The following is a 16,177-nucleotide window of genomic DNA, read 5'->3' as shown; positions in this document are numbered from 1 at the left end:
TCCCTTGCAGCAGTGAGCGACGTTTCACGTGAAACACGATGCATAGCCGGCACGGTCAGAACCGCACGACACTCCGGCATGCATACGTTTGACAGCTTGTCTGGCCTACCGCTGGTCATCAGGACGGATCAGTCGCCACCTCGGGTCAACGGCGTCGGCGCACTCGTCCGGCTCGGGCCGCCTTGGCGCGCTTGGCCGCGAAGCGCACACCACCAGGGCTCTCGCCGACCTCGACCCGCACCACGGTCGAGAGCGGGTCCACCAGTCCCGCACCGACGTGAAGCACGGAGGTCTCCACGGCTCCCAGCTTGCTCAGCGCGGCAGCGGCCGCCTTGACCTCTTCCTCGGCCGTGTCGCCCTTGAGCGCCAGCATCTCGCCGTACGGGCGCAGCAGTGGCACGCCCCATCCCGCCAGCCGGTCCAACGGCGCCACCGCACGCGCGGTGACCACATGAACGGGCGTCAGCGTGCCAAGGACCTCCTCGGCACGGCCGCGTACGACCGTCACATGGTCCAGGCCGAGCAGCTCCACCACTTCGGTCAGGAACGTGGTGCGCCTGAGCAGTGGCTCAAGGAGGGTGATCTTCAGGTCGGGGCGGACCAGCGCCAGCGGAATGCCCGGCAGCCCAGCCCCGGAGCCGACATCGCAGACCGTCACGCCCTCGGGGACGACCTCGGAGAGCACCGCGCAGTTCAGCAGGTGCCGCTCCCAGAGCCGAGGGACCTCGCGGGGCCCAATGAGACCACGCCTGACTCCCGCGTCGGCCAGCAGCTCCGCGTACCGGACGGCGTCCGCGAAACGCTCACCGAATACCGCTCGGGCCTGCTCCGGCGCTGGGGGGAGCTCTACTGCCTCCGACACGGGGACCGTCCTTCCGTACCGCACTGAGTGCTGGCTATCAGGCTGACAAAGACCGGCCCCGTCTGCGCACAGACGGGGCCGGGGAGACTACCTGTCGATCAGGCGGGGAGCACGACGACGAAGCGCTGCGGCTCCTCGCCCTCGGACTCGCTCCGCAGACCCGCGCTCTTGATCGCGTCGTGTACGACCTTGCGCTCGAAGGGCGTCATCGGCTGGAGCTTCATCGGCTCACCGGAGCTCTTCACCTCGGCCGCGGCCTTGGCACCCAGCTCGGAGAGCTCCTGGCGCTTCTTGGCACGGTAGCCGCCGATGTCCAGCATCAGCCTGCTGCGGTCACCGGTCTCGCGGTGCACCGCGAGCCGCGTGAGCTCCTGGAGCGCCTCGAGCACCTCGCCGTCGCGACCGACCAGCTTCTGCAGACCACGACCGCTCGAGTCGCTGATGATCGAGACAGCCGCCCGGTCAGCCTCGACGTCCATGTCGATGTCGCCGTCCAGGTCGGCGATGTCCAGCAGGCCCTCAAGGTAATCCGCCGCGATCTCACCCTCCTGCTCAAGGCTGGTCAGGGTGTCGCCGGCCTCGGCATCGGCCGGGGTGGTGGTGCCTTCCGTCACGGGATGGACTCCTTCTTACTTCTTGGACGGGTGCTTGGGCCGCTGCTGGCCCTTGCGCTGTCCGGACTTGGCTTGGCGTGCGGAACCGGAGGCGGCCTTGCCGCCCGTCGGCTTGCCCTGAGACGTGCCGTCCTGCGTCTTGGCGTCGTCCCGCGACGTGGCTTCCGAGTCCCCGGACGTGTCGTCCGACTTCTCCAGCGAGGTCTTGCCCGTCTCGCCCTTGGCACCAGCTTGCTGGGTACCGGACGGCTGGGCGGCGGCGGAGTGACGCCGGGACTTGCTCTGGCGCTTGGGCTGCTGGCGCTTGGGCGTGCCACCGGCCGCGCCGCCGACGCCCTCGGGCTCAACCTCGGAGGTCTCGCCCTTCACCACCAGGCCGTCGGCCTGAGCCACCAGCCCCGCCTTGGTCAGCGTGGTGATGAACTTCCGCTCGTTCTCGTTGCGGTCGCGGCCCTTGGCGACGATGGCCTTGATGTTGTTGCGTGTGCCACGGCTCACCCGGCCGCCCTCGTTCTTGACGAGCTTCTCGCCGAGCCGCTCCAGGAACGCGCCCTGTGCCTTGCTGCCCGGGGTGGGGTTCTGGCGGATGACGTACATCTGCTGACCCATGGTCCAGACGTTGGTGGTCAGCCAGTAGACGAGGACACCGACGGGGAAGTTGATGCCGAAGACGGCGAAGATGACCGGGAAGACGTACATCAGCATCTTCTGCTGCTGCATGAACGGCGTCTTCACCGTGGTGTCGACGTTCTTCATCATCAGCTGACGCTGCGTGTAGAACTGCGAGAACGACATCAGCGCGATCATGACCGCGGTGACCACGCGCACATCGAGCAGGGACGCGTCGAGGCCGTCCAGCTTGGCCTGGGTGTCCATGAACTTCGCGGCCAGCGGGGCACCGAAGATGTGGGCCTGACGGGCGCTGTCGAGGAGCGGCTGGTCGATGAAGCCGATCGTCTTGTTCGACGCGATGCTGTTCAGTACGTGGTACAGGGCGAAGAAGAACGGTGACTGCGCCAGGATGGGAAGGCACGAGGAGAGCGGGTTGGTGCCCGTCTCCTTGTACAGCTTCATCATCTCTTCGGACTGACGCTGCTTGTCGTTCTTGTAGCGCTCCTGGATCTTCTTCATCTCAGGCTGCAGCGTCTGCATACCCCGGGTCGCCTTGATCTGCTTCACGAAGAGCGGGATCAGGCAGATCCGGATCAGGATCACCAGCGACACGATGGACAGTCCCCAGGCCCAGCCCGTATCGGGGCCGAAGATCGCACCGTACAGCGTGTGGAACTGGACGATGATCCAGGAGACGGGTGTGGTGATAAAGCTGAAAAGACTGGCAATCGTGTCCACTAATCAGGCTCCTTGAGCATGGGGCGAGGTCTCGGCGGCCGGGCTGGACTGCTTGTCCTCAGCAGCGGAGTGCCCGCCCTTGTTGCGCCAGGCGTCGCGCAGCATTTCGTGCCACCGCGGACGCTTACGCGGCGGTACGTGGTCGACACCGCCGTGCGACCACGGGTTGCACCGCAGAATGCGCCAGGCGGTGAGCGCCGTTCCCTTGATCGCACCGTGCCGGTCGATGGCCTGGAAGCCGTAGTGGGAACACGACGGGTAGTACTTGCACACCGGCCCCAGCAACGGGCTGATGGTCCACTGATACAGCTTGATCAAAGCCAACAGCGGGTACTTCATCGCGCGCCCCCTCCCAGCAGCCGCCGCAGGGCGGCATCCAGGTCTCGGGCCAACTGTGCATGGTCAGCGTCGCCCGCACCGGGCAGCGCTCGTACGACTACCAGGCTACCGGGGGGCAGCAGGGCCAGCCGTTCTCGCATGAGGTGGCGAAGTCTGCGCTTCACCGTGTTGCGTACGACCGCTACGCCAACGGCTTTGCTCACGACGAAACCCGCACGCGTCGGGGGAACGCTCTCCCCAGGCGCGTGCGGGTCCGTTTCACCGCTGCGTAGATGGACAACGAGAAGTGGGCGGCCAGCCCGACGTCCTCGTCGTACCGCGGTCGCGAAGTCTTCGCGCCGCCTCAGCCGGTTCTCGGTAGGCAGCACGACGTCATGACCTGTTTACGGTCAGGCAGACAGGCTGGCGCGACCCTTGCCACGGCGGGACGCCAGGATGGCGCGGCCGGCACGGGTGCGCATCCGCAGCCGGAAGCCGTGGGTCTTCGCGCGACGACGGTTGTTCGGCTGGAAGGTGCGCTTGCTCACTCGGGGGCTCCAGAAAATGATGTGGTGGAGGCGGGACATCGCCTGGCTGTCACCGTGCGCCCACGAGTAGCTCGCATACGCCCGATTGCACCGCTTCACGATCGTGTGATCCATGCCCATCGGAGGCAGGCGGCAGCAGCCATCGACAACTCGACCTGGTCACGGTACGCGCGGCTGCGCCATCCGGTCAAACCGGCCCTGCGCCGGGGGACACTGTGCACAGCCTGTGGACAACAACTTGAACCGCAGCGGTCGCCCTGACTACCGTGGCTGAACTCCGATTCGTTCCCTTCCCGCAGCGTCACCCGATTTCCGTTGCGCCCCGTCCCTACCCGTCCCAAGAACCACACCTTCGTGGGACCCATGAGAGAGCGTGCCCTGTGGCTGACGTACCTGCCGATCTTGCCGCAGTGTGGCCACGAGTGCTGGAACAACTCCTCGGGGAAGGCCGCGGACAAGGTGTCGAGGCGAAGGACGAGCACTGGATCAAGCGCTGCCAGCCACTGGCCCTGGTCGCCGACACCGCGCTGCTCGCCGTCCCGAACGAATTCGCCAAGGGCGTCCTGGAGGGCCGCCTCGCGCCGATCGTCAGCGACACGCTGAGCCGGGAGTGCGGCCGCCCGATCCGCATCGCGATCACCGTCGACGACTCCGCCGCCGAGCCCCCGGCCCCCACTCCGCAGTCCTCGCAGCAGTACCAGGACCAGCGGTACGAGGACCCACAGCAGCAGCGCTACGAGGATGAGCACCAGCAGCGGTACGAGGATGCCGAGCCCCCGGCCGGTCAGGGCCGCGAGCCGCGCGAGCCGTACGACGGCTACGCCCGCCGCGACGACCAAGCGCCCGGCCACCGCCCCGAGCAGCACCAGCCCGGCCGTCCCGACCAGCACGACCAGCAGCACCCCGACCAGCGCCAGGACCCACGCGGCGACCAGCTCCCGACCGCCCGCCCCGCCTACCCGGACTACCAGCGGGAGCGCGGCGCCTGGCCCCGCCCGCAACACGACGACTACGGCTGGCAGCAGCAGCGCCTCGGCTTCCCCGAGCGCGACCCGTACGCGTCCCCCTCCCAGCAGCCGCAGCACGACTACCGGCAACAGCAGCCGGACCGCCCGCAGTACGAGCAGCAGCGCCCCGAGCACCGGGAGCGCCCCGAGCCGCAGTCAGGCCGCGGCCCCGGCGGCCAGTCCCGGCACTCAGGCTCCGGCGGCCGCCCGGGCCCCGGCAACTACGGCGTGCACAGCGGCGGCCCCGGCGGCTCCTCGCTGCCTGCGGCCAGCGGCGCCCCCGGCCCGCTCGCCGCGCAGCCCGCGCCCGCGACGGGCCCCGGTGAGCCAACCGCGCGACTGAACCCCAAGTACCTCTTCGACACCTTCGTCATCGGCGCCTCGAACCGCTTCGCGCACGCTGCGGCGGTCGCGGTCGCCGAGGCACCGGCGAAGGCGTACAACCCGCTGTTCATCTACGGCGAGTCGGGCCTCGGCAAGACCCACCTGCTGCACGCGATCGGGCACTACGCGCGCAGCCTCTACCCGGGTACCCGGGTGCGCTATGTGAGCTCCGAGGAGTTCACCAACGAGTTCATCAACTCCATCCGCGACGGCAAGGGCGACAGCTTCCGCAAGCGGTACCGCGAGATGGACATCCTGCTGGTCGACGACATCCAGTTCCTGGCGGACAAGGAGTCGACGCAGGAGGAGTTCTTCCACACCTTCAACACGCTCCACAACGCCAACAAGCAGATCGTGCTGTCCTCGGACCGGCCGCCCCGGCAGTTGGTCACGCTGGAGGACCGGCTGCGGAACCGTTTCGAGTGGGGCCTGACCACTGACGTCCAGCCGCCCGAGCTGGAGACGCGGATCGCGATCCTGCGCAAGAAGGCCGTGCAGGAGCAGCTCAACGCGCCTCCGGAGGTACTGGAGTTCATCGCGTCCCGGATCTCGCGCAACATCCGTGAGCTCGAGGGCGCGCTGATCCGGGTGACGGCCTTCGCCTCGCTCAACCGGCAGCCAGTAGACCTGGGGCTCACCGAGATCGTCCTCAAGGACCTGATCCCGGGCGGCGAGGACGCGGCTCCGGAGATCACCGCGCCCGCCATCATGGCCGCCACCGCCGACTACTTCGGCCTCACGGTGGACGACCTGTGCGGGTCCTCGCGCAGCCGGGTGCTGGTGACGGCCCGGCAGATCGCGATGTACCTCTGCCGGGAGCTGACGGACCTCTCGCTGCCCAAGATCGGCGCGCAGTTCGGCGGCCGCGACCATACGACGGTGATGCACGCCGACCGCAAGATCCGCGCGCTGATGGCCGAGCGGCGCTCGATCTACAACCAGGTCACCGAGCTCACCAACCGCATCAAGAACGGCTGACAGCGGCACCCGTACGTCCACGTACGTCCAGCGCGTACGCGTCACCAGCAGGCCGCCAAGGCGCCCCCAGCACGCCCCTGGGGGCGCCTTTCGCGTCCCCACCGGGCTTCATCCGGGCTTCATCCGGGCTTCACTCGGCCCTCGCCCCGCCCTCGGCGCGCGTCCGCGGCCCCACCCGGTGTTCGAATACCACCTGGTCGGCCGAGGTTCTCCACAGATCTGTGGCCAACTCGCCGTCCACACCCTGGGGACTGAAAAGTTATCCAGACTGTGTCCACAGTTCATCCTGGGGACCAACCATCACACCAGCTCAGAAGGCTGTGGATTCGTGGATAAAAGATCTCCACAGCCTGTGGACAGAGAAATCGCCCACAGGGCGCCTGCCGAGTTGTCCACCGGCTACCCACAGGCTGAGGGTTGTTGTCCCCAGCTTTACCCAGCTTCTCCACATCGCTGTCCACTGTTCGGCAACGCAACGCGCCCGCTCACCGAGTCGAGTGAAAGGCGTCACACCAAGAGGCTCGGTTGGCCTGTGGGGAACCTGGGTAAAGCTGGGGACAGACCTGGGGAGAAGTCACCCTGTCCTGTGCACGGACTGTGCACAACTTTTGGCTGTCCACAGAGGACCGGGGTTATCCACCGGCTCCGCCCACAGGCCCGGTGGATAAAAAACGGGTCCTGACCTGCACATACGCGGTTATCCACGGTTTCCACAGCCCCTACTACTACTCCCAGGTAGAGAGACCAGGGGATTCGCTTCGAAGACGGGGCTGTGCACAACTCGCGGTGCGGCGTCACCCTGGCGCCCGACCCGACTTGACCCCGAGCCGCACCGAGTGTCGGTGCCGTACGTCAGACTGGTCCCCGGCGTTCTCCCCAGCCTGGGGAGCAACCAAGCCCGAAACGAAGACCAAGCAGGGCGAGCAGCCAGCAACAGCAGGAGGCGGCGTACGGTGAAGATCCGGGTGGAGCGCGATGTACTCGCGGAGGCAGTGGCCTGGGCGGCTCGCAGCCTTCCGGCACGCCCGCCGGCGCCGGTCCTGGCGGGCCTGCTGCTGAAGGCGGAGGACGGCGTACTGAGCCTTTCCGGCTTCGACTACGAGGTGTCGGCGAGGGTCTCCGTGGAGGCGGAGGTCGAGGAGGACGGCAGCGTGCTGGTCTCCGGCCGCCTGCTCGCGGACATCTGCCGCGCCCTCCCCAACCGCCCCGTGGAGATTTCCACAGACGGTGTACGAGCGACTGTGGTCTGCGGCTCCTCGCGGTTCACCCTCCACACCCTGCCGGTGGAGGAGTACCCGGCGCTGCCGCAGATGCCGACCGCCACCGGCACGGTCCCCGGTGAGGTCTTCGCCGCGGCGGCCGCCCAGGTGGCCATCGCCGCCGGGCGCGACGACACCCTGCCGGTGCTCACCGGTGTCCGGGTCGAGATCGAGGGCGACACGGTCACGCTCGCCTCCACCGACCGCTACCGCTTCGCGGTGCGTGAGTTCCTGTGGAAGCCCGAGGTGCCGGATGTCTCCGCGGTGGCGCTGGTCCCCGCGAAGACCCTCCAGGACACCGCCAAGTCGCTGACCAGCGGTGACAGCGTGACGATCGCCCTGTCCAGCTCGGGTGCGGGCGAGGGCCTGATCGGTTTCGAGGGTGCCGGGCGGCGTACCACCACGCGCCTGCTCGAAGGCGACCTGCCGAAGTACCGCACGCTCTTCCCCACCGAGTTCAACTCGGTGGCCGTGATCGAGACCGCGCCGTTCGTCGAGGCTGTGAAGCGTGTGGCCCTGGTGGCGGAGCGGAACACCCCGGTCCGGCTGAGCTTCGAGCAGGGCGTGCTGATCCTGGAGGCTGGGTCCAGCGACGACGCACAGGCTGTGGAAAGGGTCGACGCCCAGCTTGAGGGCGATGACATCTCGATCGCCTTCAACCCGACCTTCCTGCTGGACGGCCTGAGCGCGATCGACTCCCCGGCCGCGCAGCTCTCCTTCACGACCTCCACCAAGCCCGCGCTGCTCAGTGGCAAGCCGGCCGTGGACGCCGAGGCGGACGACGCGTACAAGTACCTGATCATGCCGGTCCGCCTCAGCGGCTGACCCGAGGAAGACCGGGCACTGGGCCCCCGCACGGGGGCCCAGGGAGGCCCACAGGCCGGTGTACGGGGCCCGGCGTAGGCTCGGACGCGGGTGCGACCCCGCGCAGGTCCCGGCTGACGCCGCTGCCTCGCGGGCCCGCCCGCAGCAACCCGGCCTCACCGCCTCACGCCTCACCAAGCACGAAGGAACAGCACAGATGGAGCTCGGTCTCGTCGGCCTCGGCAAGATGGGCGGCAACATGCGCGAGCGCATGCGCCGCGCAGGCCACACCGTCATCGGATACGACCGCAACCCCGACCTCGCGGATGTCCACAGCCTGCGCGAGCTTGTGGGCAAGCTGAAGGGCCCGCGCGTCGTCTGGGTGATGGTCCCGGCCGGTGCCGCGACGCAGTCCACCATCGACGAGCTGGCCGGTCTCCTGGAGCCTGGCGACGTCGTCGTGGACGGCGGGAACTCCCGCTGGACGGACGACGAGAAGCACGCCGCCGAGCTCGCGGCCAAGGGCATCGGCTTCGTCGACTGCGGTGTCTCCGGCGGCGTCTGGGGCCTGGAGAACGGCTACGCGCTGATGTACGGCGGTGACAAGGAGCACGTCGCCCGGGTACAGCCGGCGTTCGACGCCCTGAAGCCGGCGGGCGACTTCGGCTCCGTACACGCGGGCAAGGTCGGCGCCGGGCACTTCGCCAAGATGGTCCACAACGGCATCGAGTACGCCATGATGCAGGCCTACGCCGAGGGCTGGGAGCTGCTGGAGGCGGCCGACTCCGTCACCGACGTCCGCGAGGTCTTCCGTAGCTGGCAGGAGGGCACGGTCATCCGCTCCTGGCTGCTCGACCTGGCGGTCAACGCCCTGGACGACGACGAGCACCTGGACCAGCTCCGCGGCTTCGCACAGGACTCCGGCGAGGGCCGGTGGACGGTCGAGGCCGCCATCGACCACGCGGTGCCGCTGCCCGCGATCACCGCCTCGCTCTTCGCGCGCTTCGCGTCCCGCCAGGACGACTCGCCGCAGATGAAGATGATCGCGGCGCTCCGTAACCAGTTCGGCGGCCACGCGGTCGAGAAGAAGTAAGCGGTCGGGAAGACGTAAGAAGCAGCAGGCAGTACGAGCACACAGCAGCCGGGGGAGGTCGGCGTCATCCATGCATGTCACGCATCTGTCGCTGGCCGACTTCCGCTCCTACGCCCGGGTCGAGGTCCCGCTCGACCCGGGCGTCACCGCGTTCGTGGGGCCCAACGGCCAGGGCAAGACCAATCTCGTCGAGGCCGTCGGCTACCTCGCCACCCTCGGCAGCCACCGGGTCTCATCCGACGCCCCACTGGTCCGGATGGGCGCCGACCGCGCGATCATCAGGGCGGCCGTCCGGCAGGGCGAGCGGCAGCAGCTGATCGAGCTGGAACTCAACCCGGGCCGCGCCAACCGCGCCCGGATCAACCGCTCCTCGCAGGTCAAGCCGCGGGACGTGCTCGGCATCGTGCGGACGGTCCTGTTCGCGCCGGAGGACCTCGCGCTGGTCAAGGGCGACCCCGGTGAGCGCCGCCGCTTCCTCGACGAGCTGATCACCGCGCGCTCGCCGCGGATGGCGGGCGTCCGCTCCGACTACGACCGCGTACTCAAGCAGCGCAACACCCTGCTGAAGTCCGCCGCGATGGCCCGCAGGCACGGTGGCCGGTCGATGGACATGTCCACGCTCGACGTCTGGGATCAGCATCTGGCCCGCGTGGGCGCCGAGCTGCTCGCCCAGCGCCTCGACCTGATCGCGACGCTGTGGCCGCTGGCCGACAAGGCGTACGAGCAGCTCGCCCCTGGCGGCGGCCCGCTGGCGCTGGAGTACCGGCCTTCGGCGCCCGGCCCCGGACAGACCCGCGAGGAGCTGTACGAGCAGGTGCTGGCGGCGCTCGCCGACGCCCGGAAGCAGGAGATCGAGCGGGGCGTGACCCTGGTCGGCCCGCACCGCGACGACCTGCGGCTGCTGCTGGGCGAGCTCCCCGCGAAGGGGTACGCCAGCCATGGCGAGTCCTGGTCGTACGCGCTGGCGCTGCGGCTGGCCTCGTACGACCTGCTGAAGGCCGAGGGCAATGAGCCGGTCCTGGTGCTCGACGACGTCTTCGCCGAGCTGGACACCCGGCGCCGGGAGCGCCTCGCGGAGCTGGTGGCCGGGGGCGAGCAGGTGCTGGTGACCGCGGCGGTCGAGGACGACGTGCCGGAGGTGCTGCACGGCACGCGGTACACGGTGGCTGAGGGCGAGGTGACCCGGACATGACCGAGCCCGCCCCGGGGTCTGTGCCCGGCTCTTGGCCCGGCTCCGGCTCCGGCCCCCGCCCAGACCCCGGCACCGCCTCCGCGCCCCAGTCGCCCAAGCCTCAGTCGGGTCAGCCCGAGCAGAAGCCCTCTGCCCCCGAGCCCACCGGCGTAGACCTCGCCCGGGTAGCCCTGCGTGCCGCGAAGGAGCAGGCACGCGCGCGTGGCGACGCCGCGCAGCAGAAGAAGCAGGCCAAGCGCGGCGGCCTGCGCTCCGGCGCCCGTGCCGACGGCCGCGACCCGCTGCCGCTCGGCGCGGCGATCAACCGTCTGATCACCGAGCGCGGCTGGGAGACTCCGGCCGCGGTGGGCGGCGTCATGGGCCGCTGGCCCCAGATCGTTGGCGACGACCTGGCCAAGCACTGTGTGCCGCAGAAGTACGACGAGGACGACCGGGTGCTGACCGTGCAGTGTGACTCCACGGCCTGGGCGACGCAGCTGCGCCTGCTCGCGCCCCAGCTGGTCGGACGGCTCAACCAGGACCTCGGCCACGGCACCGTGCGCCTCATCAAGGTCCACGGCCCCGGCGGGCCCCCGCGCCGCTTCGGCCCGCTGCGCGCGCCCGGCAGCACCGGCCCAGGTGACACGTACGGATAGCCCACGGCCAGGTAGCGAGACCCCCACGGGCCAGGTAGTGGGACCCACGGGCACCGTACGGAGAGCCCACGGGCACCGTACGGACAAACCCGCCCCACGGAGTGCGTCCCGCACCGTAGCGCGTGGTTGACAGCCCGAAGCTCTGAGTGCCGCTGTGAGCCCTTTGGGGCCCGGGTCTGCATATCGGGACTCGGGCGAGTCCGGTTCAGGGCGGCACATGCGGACTCAGGTACCGGCAAACCCCCATCACTGTCAGTGCTACCGGTAGACTGGAAGCTAATCTCGCCCCATTCGTGGGACGCGCTGATCGATCGTCGACCAACACTGAACGACGCAGCCGCTCCGGGCCCGCCGGAGCAAGGCCTGTGCTGTGCCAGAAAGGGCGCTTCGTGGCCGATTCCGGCAACCCCAACGAGACCATCCCGTCCACCGCCGCTGGCGCGTCCGGCGAGGCCACCGCCTCGTACGACGCCAGCGCGATCACTGTCCTTGAGGGTCTGGACGCGGTCCGCAAGCGCCCGGGCATGTACATCGGCTCGACCGGTGAGCGTGGACTGCATCACCTCGTCCAAGAGGTCGTCGACAACTCCGTCGACGAGGCCATGGCCGGTCACGCCGACACCATCGACGTGACGATCCTGGCCGACGGCGGCGTACGCGTCGTGGACAACGGCCGTGGCATCCCGGTGGGCATCCACCCCGTCGAGAAGAAGCCGGCCGTCGAGGTCGTCCTGACCGTGCTGCACGCGGGCGGCAAGTTCGGCGGCGGCGGTTACGCCGTCTCCGGCGGTCTGCACGGCGTCGGTGTGTCCGTCGTGAACGCGCTGTCCACCAAGCTCTCCGTCGACATCAGGACCGACGGCTATCGCTGGACGCAGGACTACAAGGCGGGTGCGCCGACCGCTCCCCTCGAGCGGCACGAGGCCACCGACGAGACCGGTACGGCGGTCACCTTCTGGGCCGACGCCGAGATCTTCGAGACCACCGAGTACTCCTTCGAGACGCTGTCACGGCGCTTCCAGGAGATGGCCTTCCTCAACAAGGGCCTGACGATCAAGCTCACGGACGAGCGCGAGTCGGCCAAGGCCACGGCGGGAGCGGACGAGGCAGGGGCGGACGAGACCCCCGAGGTCAGGACCGTCACGTACCACTACGAAGACGGCATCGTCGACTTCGTGAAGTACCTCAACTCCCGCAAGGGCGAGGTCATTCACCCCACGGTGATCGACATCGAGAGCGAGGACCGGGAGCGGCTGCTGTCGGTCGAGGTCGCGATGCAGTGGAACACGCAGTACACCGAGGGCGTGTACTCGTTCGCCAACGGCATCCACACCCATGAGGGCGGTACCCACGAAGAGGGCTTCCGGGCCGCGCTGACGGGTCTGATCAACCGCTACGCGCGCGACAAGAAGCTGCTGCGCGAAAAGGACGACAACCTCACGGGTGACGACGTCCGCGAGGGTCTGACCGCGATCATCTCGATCAAGCTGGGCGAGCCGCAGTTCGAGGGCCAGACGAAGACCAAGCTGGGCAACACCGAGGCGAAGACCTTCGTCCAGAAGGTCGTGCACGAGCACCTCACCGACTGGCTGGACCGCAACCCCAACGAGGCCGCGGACATCATCCGCAAGTCGATCCAGGCGGCCACCGCGCGCGTGGCGGCCCGCAAGGCGCGCGACCTGACCCGTCGCAAGGGCCTGCTGGAGTCGGCCTCGCTGCCCGGCAAGCTGAGCGACTGCCAGTCCAACGACCCGACGAAGTGCGAGATCTTCATCGTCGAGGGTGACTCCGCCGGTGGCTCGGCCAAGTCCGGCCGTAACCCGCAGTACCAGGCGATCCTGCCCATCCGCGGCAAGATCCTGAACGTCGAGAAGGCCAGGATCGACAAGATCCTGCAGAACACCGAGGTCCAGGCACTGATCTCGGCCTTCGGCACCGGAGTCCACGAGGACTTCGACATCGAGAAGCTCCGCTATCACAAGATCATCCTGATGGCGGACGCCGACGTCGACGGACAGCACATCAACACCCTGCTGTTGACGTTCCTGTTCCGATTCATGCGCCCGCTGGTCGAGGCCGGACACGTCTTCCTGTCCCGGCCGCCGCTGTACAAGATCAAGTGGGGTCGGGAGGACTTCGAGTACGCGTACTCGGACCGTGAGCGCGACGCCCTGATCGAGCTGGGCAAGCAGAACGGCAAGCGCATCCGCGACGACTCCGTCCAGCGCTTCAAGGGTCTCGGCGAGATGAACGCCGAGGAGCTGCGTATCACCACGATGGACATCGAGCACCGGGTGCTCGGCCAGGTCACCCTGGACGACGCCGCCCAGGCCGACGATCTCTTCTCGGTGCTGATGGGCGAGGACGTCGAGGCGCGCCGCTCGTTCATCCAGCGCAACGCCAAGGACGTTCGCTTCCTCGACATCTGAGTCGGTCTCAGCTGACCGCACCGAAAGGATTGAAGACCAGCAATGGCCGACGAGATCACCCCCACTCCCGACACTTCCCCCATCCCGCCCCTCACGCCCGAAGAGGTCGAGGCGGCCCAGGACCAGACGCTGCGGATCGAGCCCGTCGGGCTTGAGACGGAGATGCAGCGCTCGTACCTCGACTACGCGATGTCCGTCATCGTGTCGCGCGCGCTGCCGGACGTACGGGACGGCCTCAAGCCCGTACACCGCCGCGTCCTGTACGCGATGTACGACGGCGGCTACCGCCCGGAGAAGGGCTTCTACAAGTGCGCCCGCGTCGTCGGTGACGTCATGGGTAACTACCACCCGCACGGCGACTCCTCGATCTACGACGCGCTGGTCCGCCTGGCGCAGCCGTGGTCGATGCGGATGCCGCTGGTGGACTCCAATGGCAACTTCGGCTCCCCGGGCAACGACCCGGCCGCCGCCATGCGCTACACCGAGTGCAAGATGGCGCCGCTGTCGATGGAGATGGTCCGTGACATCGACGAGGAGACCGTCGACTTCACGGACAACTACGACGGACGCTCCCAGGAGCCGACCGTCCTGCCGGCCCGCTTCCCGAACCTGCTGATCAACGGCTCCGCCGGGATCGCGGTCGGCATGGCCACCAACATCCCGCCGCACAACCTGCGCGAGGTCGCTTCGGGCGCCCAGTGGTACCTGGAGAACCCCGAGGCCTCGCACGAGGAGCTGCTGGACGCGCTGATCGAGCGCATCAAGGGCCCGGACTTCCCGACCGGCGCCCTGGTGGTCGGCCGCAAGGGCATCGAGGAGGCGTACCGCACCGGGCGCGGCTCCATCACGATGCGCGCGGTCGTCGAGGTCGAGGAGATCCAGAACCGCCAGTGCCTGGTGGTCACCGAACTCCCGTACCAGGTCAACCCGGACAATCTCGCGCAGAAGATCGCCGACCTGGTGAAGGACGGCAAGGTCGGCGGCATCGCCGACGTCCGCGACGAGACCTCCTCGCGTACCGGCCAGCGCCTGGTCATCGTCCTGAAGCGGGACGCGGTCGCCAAGGTCGTCCTCAACAACCTCTACAAGCACACCGACCTGCAGACGAACTTCGGCGCCAACATGCTGGCGCTCGTCGACGGTGTGCCGCGCACCCTCTCCCTGGACGCCTTCATCCGCCACTGGGTGGCGCACCAGGTCGAGGTCATCGTCCGGCGTACGAAGTTCCGGCTGCGCAAGGCCGAGGAGCGGGCGCACATCCTGCGCGGCCTGCTCAAGGCGCTGAACGCGATCGACGAGGTCATCGCGCTCATCCGGGCCAGCCAGACCGTCGAGATCGCGCGCGAGGGCCTGATGGGCCTCCTGGAGATCGACGAGATCCAGGCCAACGCCATCCTTGAGATGCAGCTGCGCCGACTGGCCGCCCTGGAGCACCAGAAGATCACCGCCGAGCACGACGAACTCCAGGCGAAGATCACCGAGTACCAGTCGATCCTGGCCTCGCCGGAGCGCCAGCGCTCCATCATCAGCGAGGAGCTCGCGGCGATCGTCGAGAAGTTCGGCGACGACCGGCGCTCCAAGCTGGTGCCCTTCGACGGTGACATGTCCATCGAGGACCTCATCGCCGAGGAGGACATCGTCGTCACGATCACTCGTGGCGGCTACGTCAAGCGCACCAAGACGGACGACTACCGCTCGCAGAAGCGCGGCGGCAAGGGCGTACGGGGCACGAAGCTCAAGGAAGACGACATCGTCGACCACTTCTTCGTGTCGACGACGCACCACTGGCTGCTGTTCTTCACCAACAAGGGCCGGGTGTACCGCGCGAAGGCGTACGAACTGCCCGACGCCGGACGCGACGCCCGCGGTCAGCATGTGGCGAACCTGCTGGCCTTCCAGCCGGACGAGAAGATCGCCGAGATCCTCGCCATCCGCGACTACGAGGCGGTGCCGTATCTGGTGCTCGCTACGAAGGCCGGGCTGGTCAAGAAGACGGCGCTGAAGGACTACGACTCGCCGCGCTCCGGTGGTGTCATCGCCATCAACCTCCGTGAGACGGCGGATGGTTCAGACGACGAGCTGATCGGCGCGGAACTGGTCTCGTCCGAGGACGACCTGCTCCTGATCAGCAAGAAGGCGCAGTCGATCCGCTTCACCGCGACGGACGAGGCGCTGCGCCCGATGGGCCGCGCGACCTCCGGCGTCAAGGGCATGAGCTTCCGCGAAGGCGACGAGCTGCTCTCGATGAATGTCGTACGACCGGGTACGTTCGTGTTCACCGCAACCGATGGCGGGTACGCGAAGCGGACCCCCGTCGACGAGTACCGCGTCCAGGGTCGCGGTGGCCTCGGTATCAAGGCCGCCAAGATCGTGGAGGATCGGGGCTCGCTGGTCGGTGCGTTGGTGGTCGAGGAGGACGACGAGATCCTCGCCATCACGCTCGGGGGCGGTGTGATTCGTACGCGCGTCAGCGGAGTCCGGGAGACAGGCCGTGACACCATGGGCGTTCAACTGATCAACCTGGGCAAGCGCGATGCCGTGGTCGGTATCGCTCGTAACGCCGAGGCCGGTCGCGAAGCCGAAGAAGTCGACGGAGAAGCGGATATCGCGGACACCGCGGATGCCGCGGACATCGACGCATCGGCCGAGGGCGAGACGGTGGTCGGCACGGACGAGGGCACACAGCCCGCGCCCGAGTAAGCGC

At 68.4% G+C, this 16,177-nt stretch carries 13 protein-coding genes; 7 read left to right on the top strand and 6 right to left on the bottom strand.

The window, feature by feature from the left end; translation table 11 throughout:
- Nucleotides 1-145: 145 nt before the first annotated feature.
- From rsmG to rpmH, 6 genes are all read right to left on the bottom strand, one after another.
- Nucleotides 146-862, bottom strand: a complete 717-nt coding sequence (gene rsmG, locus GCN81_RS30745; RefSeq protein WP_156727808.1) for a 16S rRNA (guanine(527)-N(7))-methyltransferase RsmG — start codon at nt 860-862, stop codon at nt 146-148.
- Between the two features lie 98 nt (nt 863-960).
- Nucleotides 961-1,476, bottom strand: coding sequence for a Jag family protein (locus GCN81_RS30740; protein ID WP_156727807.1), 516 nt, complete (start codon nt 1,474-1,476; stop codon nt 961-963).
- A 15-nt stretch (nt 1,477-1,491) separates the two neighbouring features.
- Entirely contained in the window at nt 1,492-2,826 is a 1,335-nt protein-coding gene (gene yidC, locus GCN81_RS30735; protein WP_156727806.1) for a membrane protein insertase YidC, read from the bottom strand.
- A 3-nt stretch (nt 2,827-2,829) separates the two neighbouring features.
- The gene (yidD, locus tag GCN81_RS30730; protein ID WP_156727805.1) at nt 2,830-3,165 is read right to left on the bottom strand and encodes a membrane protein insertion efficiency factor YidD; all 336 of its coding nucleotides are present in this window, start codon (nt 3,163-3,165) and stop codon (nt 2,830-2,832) included.
- Nucleotides 3,162-3,533, bottom strand: coding sequence for a ribonuclease P protein component (gene rnpA / locus GCN81_RS30725; protein ID WP_156727804.1), 372 nt, complete (start codon nt 3,531-3,533; stop codon nt 3,162-3,164). Before rnpA ends, yidD begins: the two co-directional genes overlap by 4 nt.
- A 21-nt stretch (nt 3,534-3,554) precedes the next feature.
- Nucleotides 3,555-3,692 (bottom strand): 50S ribosomal protein L34, encoded by a 138-nt coding sequence (gene rpmH, locus GCN81_RS30720; RefSeq protein WP_010985740.1) that lies wholly within the window; start codon nt 3,690-3,692, stop codon nt 3,555-3,557.
- 380 nt (nt 3,693-4,072) lie between these two features.
- Here rpmH and dnaA point away from each other — a divergent pair, with 380 nt between their 5' ends.
- The 7 genes from dnaA to gyrA all read left to right on the top strand — a co-directional run bounded on the left by dnaA (nt 4,073) and on the right by gyrA (nt 16,173).
- Nucleotides 4,073-6,061 carry a chromosomal replication initiator protein DnaA gene (gene dnaA / locus GCN81_RS30715; protein WP_156727803.1) on the top strand — a complete coding sequence of 663 codons (1,989 nt, stop codon included), beginning with the start codon at nt 4,073-4,075 and terminating at the stop codon, nt 6,059-6,061.
- A 953-nt stretch (nt 6,062-7,014) separates the two neighbouring features.
- The gene (gene dnaN, locus GCN81_RS30710) at nt 7,015-8,145 is read left to right on the top strand and encodes a DNA polymerase III subunit beta (protein ID WP_156727802.1); all 1,131 of its coding nucleotides are present in this window, start codon (nt 7,015-7,017) and stop codon (nt 8,143-8,145) included.
- 58 nt (nt 8,146-8,203) lie between these two features.
- Nucleotides 8,204-9,217, top strand: coding sequence for a phosphogluconate dehydrogenase (NAD(+)-dependent, decarboxylating) (gene gnd / locus GCN81_RS30705; protein ID WP_325065140.1), 1,014 nt, complete (start codon nt 8,204-8,206; stop codon nt 9,215-9,217).
- Nucleotides 9,218-9,287: 70 nt separating this feature from the next.
- Nucleotides 9,288-10,409, top strand: coding sequence for a DNA replication/repair protein RecF (recF, locus tag GCN81_RS30700; RefSeq protein WP_156727800.1), 1,122 nt, complete (start codon nt 9,288-9,290; stop codon nt 10,407-10,409).
- Nucleotides 10,406-11,044: a DUF721 domain-containing protein gene (locus GCN81_RS30695; RefSeq protein WP_156727799.1), complete on the top strand. Its 639-nt coding sequence runs from the start codon at nt 10,406-10,408 to the stop codon at nt 11,042-11,044. The genes recF and GCN81_RS30695 overlap by 4 nt, the downstream gene beginning before the upstream one ends.
- A gap of 365 nt (nt 11,045-11,409) precedes the next feature.
- A complete protein-coding gene (gene gyrB, locus GCN81_RS30690; protein ID WP_156727798.1) occupies nt 11,410-13,473 on the top strand; it encodes a DNA topoisomerase (ATP-hydrolyzing) subunit B in 2,064 nt (687 codons plus the stop codon).
- 42 nt (nt 13,474-13,515) lie between these two features.
- Nucleotides 13,516-16,173, top strand: coding sequence for a DNA gyrase subunit A (gene gyrA, locus GCN81_RS30685; RefSeq protein ID WP_156727797.1), 2,658 nt, complete (start codon nt 13,516-13,518; stop codon nt 16,171-16,173).
- Nucleotides 16,174-16,177: the final 4 nt, after the last annotated feature.

Origin of the sequence: Streptomyces apocyni, assembly GCF_009739465.1 — a bacterium.
Lineage (GTDB): Bacteria > Actinomycetota > Actinomycetes > Streptomycetales > Streptomycetaceae > Streptomyces > Streptomyces apocyni.
Note: the sequence above shows the minus strand (reverse complement) of the source record. Positions and strands in the feature narration are given on the sequence as shown.

What these genes read in the sequence shown, in the direction of transcription:
- yidD (WP_156727805.1), bottom strand. Translation starts at nt 3,165, where the DNA reads ATGAAGTACCCGCTGTTGGCTTTGATCAAGCTGTATCAGTGGACCATC.
- recF (WP_156727800.1), top strand. Translation starts at nt 9,288, where the DNA reads ATGCATGTCACGCATCTGTCGCTGGCCGACTTCCGCTCCTACGCCCGG.
- GCN81_RS30695 (WP_156727799.1), top strand. Translation starts at nt 10,406, where the DNA reads ATGACCGAGCCCGCCCCGGGGTCTGTGCCCGGCTCTTGGCCCGGCTCC.
- gyrA (WP_156727797.1), top strand. Translation starts at nt 13,516, where the DNA reads ATGGCCGACGAGATCACCCCCACTCCCGACACTTCCCCCATCCCGCCC.